Source organism: Mucilaginibacter sp. SG538B (assembly GCF_013376065.1).
GTDB lineage: Bacteria > Bacteroidota > Bacteroidia > Sphingobacteriales > Sphingobacteriaceae > Mucilaginibacter > Mucilaginibacter rubeus.
Genome location: NZ_JABMJI010000001.1, coordinates 1923728 through 1936356 on the forward strand (window position 1 = coordinate 1923728; position 12629 = coordinate 1936356).

10 protein-coding genes are annotated in these 12629 nt (G+C 39.8%); 7 read left to right on the forward strand and 3 right to left on the reverse strand.

From position 1 onward, the window contains the following. Positions 1 to 2 precede the first annotated feature (2 nt). The 3 genes from FHW88_RS07805 to FHW88_RS07815 are packed head-to-tail and all read left to right on the forward strand — an operon-like array spanning position 3 to position 2410. On the forward strand, positions 3 to 1172 hold the full coding sequence (locus FHW88_RS07805; protein ID WP_176624406.1) for a prolipoprotein diacylglyceryl transferase: 1170 nt from the start codon (positions 3 to 5) through the stop codon (positions 1170 to 1172). After that, entirely contained in the window at positions 1165 to 1653 is a 489-nt protein-coding gene (locus FHW88_RS07810) for a GtrA family protein (RefSeq protein ID WP_090525262.1), read from the forward strand. Before FHW88_RS07805 ends, FHW88_RS07810 begins: the two co-directional genes overlap by 8 nt. After that, positions 1619 to 2410, forward strand: coding sequence for an inositol monophosphatase family protein (locus tag FHW88_RS07815; protein WP_090525263.1), 792 nt, complete (start codon positions 1619 to 1621; stop codon positions 2408 to 2410). Before FHW88_RS07810 ends, FHW88_RS07815 begins: the two co-directional genes overlap by 35 nt. A 13-nt stretch (positions 2411 to 2423) precedes the next feature. Here the strand turns inward: FHW88_RS07815 and FHW88_RS07820 are convergent, their stop codons facing one another. The 3 genes from FHW88_RS07820 to purB all read right to left on the reverse strand — a co-directional run bounded on the left by FHW88_RS07820 (position 2424) and on the right by purB (position 5689). Beyond that, positions 2424 to 3353 carry a hypothetical protein gene (locus FHW88_RS07820; protein WP_176624408.1) on the reverse strand — a complete coding sequence of 310 codons (930 nt, stop codon included), beginning with the start codon at positions 3351 to 3353 and terminating at the stop codon, positions 2424 to 2426. Between the two features lie 240 nt (positions 3354 to 3593). Then, positions 3594 to 4145, reverse strand: coding sequence for a NifU family protein (locus FHW88_RS07825; RefSeq protein ID WP_176624410.1), 552 nt, complete (start codon positions 4143 to 4145; stop codon positions 3594 to 3596). A gap of 200 nt (positions 4146 to 4345) precedes the next feature. After that, the gene (gene purB / locus FHW88_RS07830; RefSeq protein ID WP_176624413.1) at positions 4346 to 5689 is read right to left on the reverse strand and encodes an adenylosuccinate lyase; all 1344 of its coding nucleotides are present in this window, start codon (positions 5687 to 5689) and stop codon (positions 4346 to 4348) included. 204 nt (positions 5690 to 5893) lie between these two features. Here purB and FHW88_RS07835 point away from each other — a divergent pair, with 204 nt between their 5' ends. From FHW88_RS07835 to FHW88_RS07850, 4 genes are all read left to right on the forward strand, one after another. After that, positions 5894 to 6505 carry a TetR/AcrR family transcriptional regulator gene (locus tag FHW88_RS07835; RefSeq protein ID WP_090525271.1) on the forward strand — a complete coding sequence of 204 codons (612 nt, stop codon included), beginning with the start codon at positions 5894 to 5896 and terminating at the stop codon, positions 6503 to 6505. An 80-nt stretch (positions 6506 to 6585) separates the two neighbouring features. Next, positions 6586 to 7935 (forward strand): TolC family protein, encoded by a 1350-nt coding sequence (locus FHW88_RS07840; protein WP_176624414.1) that lies wholly within the window; start codon positions 6586 to 6588, stop codon positions 7933 to 7935. A gap of 30 nt (positions 7936 to 7965) precedes the next feature. Continuing rightward, entirely contained in the window at positions 7966 to 9069 is a 1104-nt protein-coding gene (locus tag FHW88_RS07845; RefSeq protein WP_176624416.1) for an efflux RND transporter periplasmic adaptor subunit, read from the forward strand. Between the two features lie 25 nt (positions 9070 to 9094). Then, positions 9095 to 12517 (forward strand): efflux RND transporter permease subunit, encoded by a 3423-nt coding sequence (locus tag FHW88_RS07850; protein WP_176624418.1) that lies wholly within the window; start codon positions 9095 to 9097, stop codon positions 12515 to 12517. Positions 12518 to 12629 lie beyond the last annotated feature (112 nt).

Below are 12629 nucleotides of genomic sequence, written 5' to 3' on the forward strand. Positions count from 1 at the left end.
CTATGTTTCCAACGCTTACATCGTTACTGAAATACCTTTTTGGTTTTAATCTTCCTTTGCCTATACAAACCTTCGGCTTTTTTGTGGCGATAGCTTTTGTTGGCGCTTATTGGGCATTTGGCCAGGAGTTTAAACGTAAAGAAGCGTTAGGCGTAATCCATACTTTTAAAAAACGTGTTACTATCGGGTTGCCGGCTTCAAATGCCGAGCTTGCGGGAAATGGTGTTTTTGGCTTCATATTAGGCTATAAAATTGTTGACTGTATCCTTAATTACCAGGCTCTTATAGATAACCCGCAGGAGTTTTTGTTATCCCTGCGAGGCAACTGGATAGGTGGGATCCTTGGGGCTGCAGCATTTGCGTACTGGGCGTGGCAAGAGGCTCAAAAACAAAAGTTAGACAAACCGGTAACCAAAGATGTTGATGTGCACCCAAACGAATTGATGGGGAGTATATTATTATGGGCTGCGGTGTTTGGCTTTGCGGGTGCTAAGCTGTTTAATGCATTGGAAAACTGGGGCGACTTTATGAAAGACCCGGTTGGCATGCTGATAGGCTTTAGTGGTTTAACCTTTTATGGCGGTCTGATCTGCGGTGGCGCGGCAGTACTCTATATTGCTAACAAACACGGCATTAAACCGCTGGATATGCTTGATATCGGTGGTCCGGGCATGATGCTCGCTTATGCTTTAGGCCGTATCGGATGCCAGATGAGCGGCGATGGTGATTGGGGTATAGTTAACCTGGCGCCGAAGCCTCATTGGTTAAGCTGGGCACCTGATTGGATGTGGAGCTTCAAATTTCCGCACAACGTGAACGACGAAGGTGTGCAGATGATGGATTGCGTGGGTAAATTTTGCCATGAACTTCAATATCCGGTTTATCCAACCTCGTTTTACGAATCTGTAATTTGTTTATTACTGTTCTTTGTATTGTGGAAAATAAGGCACATTTTTAAAGCTCCGGGCGTTTTGTTTGGTATATACATGATATTAGCAGGCGTTGAGCGTTTCTTTATTGAGCTCATCAGGGTTAATACAAAGTATGTTGTTGCGGGTGTTTCATTTACCCAGGCCGAAATGATCTCTGTGATCATGGTTTTAGGTGGTATTACACTTATTGTAACCGGATTAAACAAAGAAAAGAAAGCGCTGGGCACAACAAATGGCTGATAACAAATCAAAAGGCAGTTTAATCCATAACCAGGTATTCAGATTTGTAGTTTCGGCCGGTGCCGGCTTTTTGGTGGATGTTTCGGCGTTTTATCTTTTTTACCACAACCTGTTAATACAGCATACTTATAGGATATTCGGGCTTACCGTTCGTAACTATACCGTATCATTGGCATTATCGTTTTTTATGGGCGTGGTAGTTAATTTTTTAATTACCCGTTACATGGTGTTCAATGAATCTAAATCCGCGCCGCGCAAGCAGTTTTTTCGCTTTGTCACGGTGGCTATAATCGGTTTCTTCGCCAACTTATCAGTTGTAAAAATATTGATCCAAACTTGCAGCTTTAACCCTACAGTAGCACGGATCTCAGCTGCATTAAGCTTGTTCTTCGCCAGCTTTTTTATCCATAAAGTTTTTTCATTTAGCTTATCATTAAAACGTAACCATGCAAACAGCGAACATCATAAACCAGGTAATTGAAGTTTCAAAACAGGCGGGTGATTTCATCAGGCAGGAACGTAAAGCATTTGATCCTGATAAGATAGAATATAAAGGCCTTAACGATATGGTGTCCTACGTTGATAAAACCGCCGAAGAAACTATAGTAAAAGGCCTGAGCAAAATTTTGCCTGAAGCAGGGTTCATCACCGAAGAAAAGACAACAACCAAAATAGGCGAGCGTTACAACTGGATCATTGACCCTCTGGATGGTACTACCAATTTCATTCATGGAGTACCCGCTTTTTCAGTAAGTATCGCGTTGAAAGAATATGATGAACTGATAGCCGGTGTTATATATGAAATAAACCTTGATGAATGCTTTTACGCCTGGAAAGATGCGCCCGCATACCTGAACGGCAAAGAAATCAGTGTAAGTAAAAACAAAACAATAGGCACCAGCTTATTGGCAACCGGTTTCCCATATTACGATTTTACAAAGCAGGCAGCCTATATCGAATTATTTACCGAGCTGATGCGCAGCAGTCATGGCTTGCGCCGTTTAGGTTCTGCAGCTGTTGACCTCGCTTATACTGCCTGCGGTCGTTTTGATGCTTTTTACGAGTATAACCTTAACGCCTGGGATGTGGCCGCCGGTATTGTGATTGTAAAACAAGCAGGAGGCGAAGTGGTGAACTTTAAAGGCGGTTCTGAGGTATTGGATACCCGGGAACTGTTAGCTACCAATGGGAAGATCACGGGGGAGATGTTGGGGGCGATACAGAAGTATTTCAGGTAATACTTTTACACCTTTATTCCTTAGCATATCCCAAAAGCAATCCTTTATAAAGTTGCAATTGCCTCTTAAGCGCATCTTGCTGATCTTTTGGTAATATTATTTGATCGTGGCCTTTGTTACCGTTAAAACGAACAATGACCTTATCTGCTGTTACAAGTTTTAATAATATTGAGATTTTGTCGTCGTAAATCGTCTCCTCGCTGTATTCGTTTATCCAATGCTGTAAAGAGTCTGTTGCAAAATCGGATTTGTACCGGAGACGTTTACCATTTATAACAAATGTCAAACTCTGTAATCCTAAAGGTTTTTTATTTATATGTTGACAACCAAAATAAATGTTGCAGCCTGCTATGTCATAACAATTTATATAAGCGTATAAACCGGTGACTGGCTTACCGACTATTGAATTTTTATCTCTGAAATACGTTGCCTGAACCGCAGATTCTGTTGTGATATTGCTTGAATCTTTAATTAACTTTTTAAAGAGTTTCTTATCCACAATGATTGCGGCTAATTTTTTGAGACTCGCTTGCGCTGTTTCTGACAGTTCAACAGGCTGGGGTTGTGTGTTTAACATTGAGGTGTCAATAGCTATGCTACCACTATAAGTAGTCTTCTGCTCCGATCCAATGATTTTAGCTATGAATATTACCATCATGATGACGACCGAAGCTATTAGAGCGATACTACATCCAAGATTTGTATTTTGCTTGTCAGTAGGAAAATTATCTGATTGGAGTGTTTCATTGGCATCACTATTTTCCACGTTTTCCAGTTGGTGTTGTACTCCTTCCGTTGTAATTTCTGTAGACGATATTGTATGATCTGTCTGCGGTTTTGGATGATAAATTGTTCCGCAATAGTCGCATTTAATTGTTTGATTCTCGCTTGCAGTTAATATTGCACCGCAATTCTTACAATTTAGTAATTCATTAACTTCCATAGCTTAGAAAGTTGGAGTAAACAAAGTATCATCAACTGAAATTAAAATGTGGCAGTTGGGAATATCAATCAAATTAGGCATTGTGATAACGTTTAAAGATTGGGTAGCTAAAATAAAAACTTATAGACAGATAACCTCATTTAATTATAAACAGGATTAGGGGTAAAAAAGCAAAAAGCCTCTCATTTTCATGAAAGGCTTTCGCGTAAATGATGGGGTTCGGCCCCAAAATCAATAATATTATAACGCTTCAGAAACTACCTCGGTAACTTCAGGAACCATACGTTTAAGCAGGTTTTCGATACCGGCTTTAAGGGTTACGGTTGATGACGGGCAGCCGCTGCATGAACCGCGAAGCTCAACAGTTACAACACCCTCGTTAAATGAGCGGTAAGAGATAGCGCCGCCGTCCTGCTCTACAGCCGGGCGAACGTAGTCATGCAGGATCTGCTGAATTTTAACTTCAGTTTCAGTGCCTTCAAAGTTTCCGGCTTCGGCTTCTTCCTCTAACTGGATCTTTAATTCTGATTCGATTGCGCCTTTAACAAACTCTTTCATTATCGGCTCAACATCTGCCCATTCGCTGCCTTCAACTTTGGTGATAGTCACAAAATTGCTGGCAAAGAAAACGCCGTTTACAAACGAAAACTTATACAGTTCTTTTGCAAAAGGTGAATGTTCGGCACTTTCCTTAGTAGGAAAATCAACACTGCCATTAATAAGCAGTTTATTAACTATGAATTTCATAGTTGCCGGGTTAGGCGTTAATTCGGTATATACGTTGATATTCATCGTTTCGTGTTTTTATTCAATCTAATTAACAAATTTAACTACCTTTTTTATTAAAAGCTACCCTAAACTTTGTTATGACATGCGGATGATTTTCGATTTCAGATGTGCAGATTTTAGATGTGCAAATTCATAAACAATTAAAGCAGCAATAATTTAAAAATCATTTGCACATCTGCACATTTGAAATTCGCACATCTAACTCAAATCCCTGTATAGTTCAACGGCGTTATCTTTTTAATCTCTTCTTTAATGGCCGCACTTACATTTAACGTATCAACAAACTCGGCTATTGTGTTGGCGTTGATTTGGTGGTTGGTTCGGGTAAGGTCTTTCAGGGCTTCGTAAGGATTAGGGTAAGCTTCACGCCTTAAAATGGTTTGGATAGCTTCTGCAACAACAGGCCAGTTAGCTTCTAAATCAGCATTGATAGCATCAGTGTTTAGCAATAGTTTGTTTAATCCCCTTACGGTTGATTTAATGGCGATCAATGTATGTGCAAAAGGTACACCGATGTTCCTTAATACGGTCGAGTCGGTAAGGTCGCGCTGTAACCTTGAAATCGGCAGTTTGGCTGCAAGATGCTCAAATAAAGCATTAGCGATACCCAGGTTGCCTTCCGAATTTTCAAAATCGATAGGGTTAACCTTATGCGGCATGGCCGATGAACCAACTTCGCCGGCTTTGATCTTTTGTTTGAAGTAATTCATGGATATGTAAGTCCACATATCACGGTCAAGATCAATCAGGATATTGTTAATGCGTTTCAAAGCATCACATTGTGCGGCAAAATTATCGTAGTGCTCAATTTGGGTAGTAAACTGCGAGCGTTTTAAACCCAATATTTCGTTCACAAAATGATTACCGAATGATTTCCAGTCCTTATCAGGATAGGCGATAAAGTGAGCGTTAAAATTACCGGTAGCGCCACCAAACTTGGCTGAATTTGGAATAGGTTTTAGCAACTCAAGCTGGGCTTCCAAACGTTCAACAAATACCAGGATCTCTTTGCCTAACCGGGTTGGAGAAGCTGGCTGGCCATGCGTATGCGCCAATAACGGAACATTTTCCCACTCGGCAGCAAATGCTTTCAGGATACTAATCAGGTTATTAATGGCAGGGTAGTAGCTGTTATTCAGAGCAAGCTTAAAGGTATATGGAATAGCAGTGTTGTTGATATCCTGAGAAGTAAGGCCAAAGTGGATAAACTCTTTGTAGGGCTCCAAACCTAATTTATCAAACTCTTTTTTAATGAAATATTCAACCGCTTTAACATCGTGATTTGTCGTTTTTTCAATCACTTTAATGCTTTCAGCGTCATCTTCCGAAAAATTCCTGTAAATATCGCGTAACTTTTCTGATAGATTTTTATCAAATGATTGTAACTGAGGTAGTGGATATTCGGCAAGTGCTATAAAATATTCTATCTCAACAAATACGCGGTACTTGATAAGGGCATATTCTGAAAAGTACGCGGCAAGTTCGGCGGTGGTGTTTCTATAACGGCCATCAATAGGCGAGATCGCTGAAAGTGGAGTAAGCGTCATATTAAAAGAGTGGTATAATTTTTTGCAAAGGTAATCATTTTTGATGTGCCATCGGCAGATTAAAAGCTTTGCAAATAAGCCACTACAACAAACAATAACTAACTGATGTAAAAAAAAGCAAATAAGTATTTGTAATGAAAAAGTAAAAATGAATGGAAACTTTTTATTCAAAAAATGTTTCCTTAGTTTTGACCCGGAAAGTCAATGAGTCAAACAGAAAGAATTATAAAAGGTGCTGAAGACCTGTTTTTAACGGCGGGGATTAAAAGTATCACGATGGATGATATAGCCAGGCACCTTGGCATGTCAAAAAAAACGATCTATCAATTTTTCAAGGACAAAAACGAATTAGTTGTTGCCCTTACAAAAAAGAAATTGAAGGAAGATGAGGATCAAATGAATGAGATTATCAGTAAATCAGCTAATGTGATTGAGGAGATGATCAACATGACCAAATGCTCAGAAGAGATATTTTCAAGGATCAACCCGATTGTTATTCATGATTTGCAAAAATATCATGCTGAAGCCTGGGAAGACTTTCAAAGATTCAAGGCCGGGGTACTGATCCAAAAAATGGAAGAACTTTTAACTAAAGGCATGGGTCAGGGTTACATTCGTAAGGATATTGACGTAAAGATAATGGCACGGATGCGGGTTAACCAGGTGGAGTTGGGTTTTAACACTTCAATATTCCCGGTAACTGAATTTAGCCCCTGGAAGGTACAAGTTCAGTTTTTAGATCATTTTAACTATGGCATTTGTACGCTTGAGGGCTACAAGCTGCTTAACGAATATAAAAATATTAATAATGAATAACCGGCTGCTGACACAAGGTTGTCAATAGCTAAAAGAAATTTGTATCAGTTTAAGTAAATCACTCAACCACAATATATATAATGAAATATCTATTTTTTACGGCAACTGTATTTTGTGCCATAGCCTTTAAAAGCTACGCGCAGGAGGCAACGCCAAATGGACAAACCTATAACTTTACAGTTCAGGATTGTGTCAATTATGCTTACGAGCACCAAAGCGCAGTTGTGAACTCGGGTCTCGATATCAAAAGTGCGGAGTATAAGGTTAAAGAAACAACCGGCATTGGCTTACCCCAAATCAGCGGCTCAGCCTCATTCCAGGATTATCTTAAAATACCAACCACGTTATTACCGGGTGAGTTTTTTGGAGCCCCTGGTACCTTTGTGCCGGTTAAATTTGGTGTAAAGTACCAATCAAACCTTGGTGTTAGTTTAAACCAGATCCTTTTTAACGGGAGTTATCTTGTTGGTTTAAAGGCTTCAAGAACATATCGTGAGCTTTCACAGCGTAATTATACCCGCTCAAAAATTGAAGCGAACGTTGCTGTCACCAAAGCATATTATCAGGTTTTGGTTAGCGACGAACAAATTAAACTATACGATGCTAATATAACCCAGTTAAAACAGCAGGTTGACCAAACCGTAGCACAAAATAAGCAAGGCTTTGTTGAAAAAATTGATGTAGACCGCATTACTGTGCAATACAATAATTTAATAACTAACCGCGAAAACGTTGTACGTTCATTGGCTTTGAACTATCAAATGCTGAAGTTTCAGATGGGAATGCCTGTTGATGAAAACCTTGTGTTGAAAGATAAGCTAAGCGACGTTAGCCTTGATAATAACGTTGCAGAAATGTCGGTAGATACAGGCTTTTACCATAATCGTATAGAGTACTCCTTGCAGGAAACTCAGAAAAAACTAAATGAGCTTGATCTGCAAAACAAAAAAACAACTTATTTGCCAACATTAAGCGCGAATGGCAGCTATGCGGCATCATATCAGAATAATAATTTTAGTAAGCTTTACAGCCAGGTTTTTCCTTCAAGTTATATCGGTTTAACGCTCAACGTTCCTATTTTCAGTGGCGGGCAAAGACTAAACCAGGTAAGACAGGCAAAAATTGAGGTGCAAAAATCAACAAACGACCTCGTAAACCTTAAAAATACGATAAATCTTGATGCAAAGGTGGCAACTGTGTCATACATTAATGGCTTACAATCACTTAATAATCAAAAACGTAACCAGGAGCTTGCACAGGAAGTACTGCGTGTATCAAAAGTAAAATATCAGCAGGGGGTAGGCTCAAGCATTGAGGTTACACAGGCTCAAACATCTCTTGAAGATGCCGATAACAAATATATACAAGGTCTTTATGATGCCCTGGTTAGTAAAGTTGACCTTGACAAAGCTTACGGACGAATTAAATAACAACACTAAACTCACTATATAACAATGAAAATGAAAAAACTCATATACATACCTTTCCTGGTTTTACTGGCTGCATGCTCAAGTAAGCCCAAAGATAAAAAGGCCGAACTGGCCGATCTGCAAAAGCAACAATCGGATATCAATTCAAAAATAGCGAAGCTGCAGGCTGAAATGGGTACTACCGATTCGGCTAAAACAACTGATGTAAGTGTTACAGAAGTGAAAAATGGCAGTTTTACTAACTATGTACAGATCCAGGGTAAAATAGATGCGCAGGATAACGTTACTGCCTATCCGCAGGCATCGGCTGTTATTACTGCTATTTACGTAAAACCAGGCCAGCATGTAACTAAAGGCCAGGTGTTAGCACAACTGGATAATAGTGTTATGCAACAAAATATAGCACAAGCCGAAGCACAGGTTAGCTTAAGCCAACAGTTGTTTGATCGTCAAAAAAACCTTTGGGATCAGAAAATTGGCACTGAAGTACAATATCTGCAAGCTCAAACCGCATTGCAAAGCAATCAGAAAGCTTTGGCTTCCTTAAAAAGGCAATCGGGTTTATACCGCATCATATCGCCAATTTCTGGTACCGTAGATCAAATGGACCTGAAATTGGGGCAGGGTGCTACGCCGGGGCAAACAGGGATCCGTATTGTGAATGCCGATGTTTTAAAAGTTAAGGCCGATGTCCCTGAATCATATGCAAGTAGCGTAAATACCGGTAACGATGTCAAAATATTAATTCCGGATGCTAAGGACTCGTTGGTTACTAAAGTTACTTTTGCGGCCAAAGCCATCGACCTAACATCGCGTAGTTTCGGTGTGGAGGTCAAATTACCTCAACGCAGCACACTTCGCCCTAATATGACTGCAATTTTAAAAATTGCTGATTATTCAAAAACAAATACCATAGCGGTACCGGTTAAAGCTATACAGAAATCAGAGAATGGCGACCATGTTTTTGTTAATCAGAATGGTATTGCCAAGCAGGTAAATGTAAAATCGGGTGTTACCTATGGTGGCCAAACAGAGATATTATCAGGCTTAAAAGCCGGCGACCAGCTGGTTGTTGAAGGTGCAACTGAAATAGAAGACGGCGATAAGATCAAAGTTGTTCAGTCGGCCAATTAGTTATTAACCAATTGATCTGTTCATTATGAAAGATGTAAAAAAAGAATTTGGCCCTTCAAGCTGGGCCATTGATAACAAAACAGCCATTTATGTGCTCATGTTCCTGATCACTGCACTTGGCCTGATAAGTTATAATCGCCTGCCTAAGGAAAACTTTCCGGATATAGCGCAATCAAAGGTGTTTGTCACAACACAGTTTCTGGGGCAATCACCGCAGAACATTGAAAATTTGGTAACCAGGCAAATCGAAAAACGCCTGAAATCATTAAAAGGTTTAAAAAAGGTAACATCTAATTCAATTCAAAACGCTTCGGTAATTACTGCGGAGTTCAATGCTGATATTGATATAAAAGATGCGAAAACAGATGTTAAGGAAGCTGTTGATAAAGCGAAGCAGGATCTTCCGCAGGGGGATCCAAATCTTAAGGAATCGACCATTTCAGATATTAATGTGGCTGATATCCCTATCCTTTATATAAATATATCGGGTAATTACGACCTCAAAAAGCTTAAAGAATATGCAGATGCGTTAAAAGATGAAATAGAAGGATTTAAAGAAATCTCTAAAGTAGACGAGGTGGGCGCATTGACTCCAGAAATTCAAATAAATGTCGATATCAATAAAATGGCTGCGGCGCAGCTTACCTTTAATGATATTACTACAGCTGTAGGAAACGAAAATATATTAGCCTCTACGGGCACAGTGAAAACAGATGGAGTACGACGTACCATTGATATCAAACAGGATTTTAAAAATGCTGATGAAGTAAAAGCAATGGTAATCAGGAACCCTAAAGGACAGCCAATATATCTTAGGGATATTGCGGAAGTGAAGGATTCATTTCTTGAGCAGGAAAGCTATGCTCGTTTGAAAACTAATGCCAACCCTAATTTTAAAAATGTAATTACTCTTAATGTAAGTAAAAGGGCGGGTGAAAACTTGATAGAAGCCTCAGACAAAATCAACGACCTGATCAAACTTAAGCAGAAGACAGTATTTCCCAAAGGATTAGATATTACAGTAACCGGGGATCAATCTGACAAAACCCGCACAACGTTAAACGACTTAATCAACACGATTGTTATTGGTTTTTTGCTGGTTACCGTTATCCTGATGTTTTTCATGGGCACAACCAATGCTATTTTCGTTGCGCTCTCGGTTCCGTTGTCATGCTTTATAGCCTTTTTGGTGATGCCTGCTATTGGCTTTACGCTCAATATGATCGTGTTGTTCTCGTTTTTGCTGGCGCTGGGTATTGTGGTAGATGATGCTATTGTGGTGATAGAAAATACACACCGTATTTTTGCTAACGGAAAGGTTCCGATTAAGGAGGCCGCAAAAATGGCTGCAGGCGAGGTTTTCTTGCCAGTGTTTTCAGGGACCATGACCACTTTGGCTCCATTTATACCATTGGCATTCTGGAATAGTTTGATTGGCCATTTCATGTTTTTCTTGCCTATAACACTGATCATTACTTTGTTGGCATCGTTGGTGGTAGCCTATATCTTTAACCCTGTATTTGCGGTTGATTTTATGAAACCTCATCATGATGGTGAGCATGATAACCCTAAGTTTGACAGGCCTACAAAAAGGGCTATGATATTTTTGGCCATCGCTGCGGTAATCGGTTACTTGATCAATATTGGTTTTGGCAACCTGATGGTGCTGATCATGGTATTATATCTGATCAATCATTTCCTCCTGCTGCGGATTATTGACAGATTTCAGAAAAACGCCTGGCCCAAATTTCAAAATTGGTATGCCAAATGGCTTGAACGCGCTGTGCGCAGACCTGTAACCGTTTTGGTAGGAACCATTGGCTTATTTGGTTTTGCTATTTTCCTGATGGCAGTACGAGGAAAGACTCCGGAGTTTTTTCCTTCCGGCGACCCTAACTTTGCATACGTCTATATTACTTTGCCTATCGGTACTGATCAAGCTTATACTAATGAAGTAACCAGGCAGATAGAAAAAAAGGTTGCAACAGTTGTTGAGCCCGATAAGGATATTGTGTCGTCAGTTATTTCAAATGTTACAAAGGGAGTAAATGATCCCACAGATGAAGACCAAAGTGACTACCAGAATAAAGGCAAAATAACAGTTGCTTTTGTTGAGTTTGGTAAGCGAAACGGAAAAGATACTAAAGCAATACTCAAACGTATACGTGAAGCTGTACAAGGTGTCCCTGGCGCTAAAATATCAGTAACCCAAGAAAATAGTGGCCCGCCTGTACAAAAGGATATAAGTATTGAAATTGTTGGTGATAATTTAGATACTTTGGTAGCGACAGGCACGCGACTGAAAAATTATTTAGCAAAACAGAATATTGCTGGTATCGAAAATCTTATTGCCGACGTGCAAAGTGATAAGCCTGAAATAGTATTTGATGTTGACCGTGAGCGTGCCAACAGGGAAGGAATATCGTCCGGGCAGATTACTGATAATTTGGCAACCGCTATTTTTGGAAAAAAAGCAGCTGATTTTAGAAATACTAAAGAGGATGATTATCAAATAAAAGTAAGAGCGCTCGAAGATCAGCGAGGCAGTATTGATGAGATCAAAAACTTAAAAATAACCTATCGCGATATGGCAATGAATGGAACAATACGCCAGGTGCCAATATCAGCTTTCACTGATGTACGTTATACAACTACGTACAGCAATATCAGGCGTAAACAGCAACGCAGGGTTTTAACACTTGGCTCAAATGTTATTAAGCCTAACAACCCTAATGATGTTAACGCCAATATTTTAAAAGCTATTAATAACTTCAAAAAGCCGGATAACGTTATCATACGCCAGGGTGGTGGCCAGGAAGACCAAATGGAAGCCATGACATTCCTGCTTTCTGCCCTTGGTGTGTCATTTGGACTTATTCTTGTTATTTTAATGATCCAGTTTAACTCTATTGGCAAAACGCTTATTATTATCAGCGAGATCCTCTTTAGTATTATTGGTGTGTTGCTGGGGGTTAGCGTATTTGGCATGACCATGTCTATCGTAATGACAGGTATTGGTATCATCGCGCTGGCAGGTGTGGTTGTTCGTAACGGGATCTTATTGGTTGAGTTTACCGATATGCTGTTGGAGCAGGGGGTAAGCATCCACGATGCGGTGGTTGAAGCCGGCCATACCCGTATGACGCCTGTATTGTTAACTGCAACTGCAGCTATTTTGGGTTTGATACCTTTGGCCGTTGGTTTTAATATTGATTTCGTGGGCTTGTTTACCCATTTTGCACCGCATATCCATTTTGGTGGTGATAACGTTGCATTCTGGGGCCCGCTGGCCTGGACAATGATCTTTGGTTTAGGTTTTGCCACTATTATTACATTGATCCTTGTACCGTGTTTATACCTCATCCGCTATAATCTTAAAGCAAGGCTGTTCGGTAAAAAATCGGTTGAAACTAAACATGTGGAGGTATTGGAAACAGAAGCAGTTTAAAATAAAGAGCCATTAGTAACACAAACAGCCGCTGTCGAAAGATTGCGGCTGTTTTGTTTTATGACAGTTTTTAAATAAAACATAATAATATATTTATGGTTCTTTATGCAAA

Coding starts and splice junctions, on each gene's coding strand:
- FHW88_RS07805 (WP_176624406.1), top strand. CDS start 3: ATGTTTCCAACGCTTACATCGTTACTGAAATACCTTTTTGGTTTTAAT.
- FHW88_RS07810 (WP_090525262.1), top strand. CDS start 1,165: ATGGCTGATAACAAATCAAAAGGCAGTTTAATCCATAACCAGGTATTC.
- FHW88_RS07815 (WP_090525263.1), top strand. CDS start 1,619: ATGCAAACAGCGAACATCATAAACCAGGTAATTGAAGTTTCAAAACAG.
- FHW88_RS07820 (WP_176624408.1), bottom strand. CDS start 3,353: ATGGAAGTTAATGAATTACTAAATTGTAAGAATTGCGGTGCAATATTA.
- FHW88_RS07825 (WP_176624410.1), bottom strand. CDS start 4,145: ATGAATATCAACGTATATACCGAATTAACGCCTAACCCGGCAACTATG.
- purB (WP_176624413.1), bottom strand. CDS start 5,689: ATGACGCTTACTCCACTTTCAGCGATCTCGCCTATTGATGGCCGTTAT.
- FHW88_RS07835 (WP_090525271.1), top strand. CDS start 5,894: ATGAGTCAAACAGAAAGAATTATAAAAGGTGCTGAAGACCTGTTTTTA.
- FHW88_RS07840 (WP_176624414.1), top strand. CDS start 6,586: ATGAAATATCTATTTTTTACGGCAACTGTATTTTGTGCCATAGCCTTT.
- FHW88_RS07845 (WP_176624416.1), top strand. CDS start 7,966: ATGAAAAAACTCATATACATACCTTTCCTGGTTTTACTGGCTGCATGC.
- FHW88_RS07850 (WP_176624418.1), top strand. CDS start 9,095: ATGAAAGATGTAAAAAAAGAATTTGGCCCTTCAAGCTGGGCCATTGAT.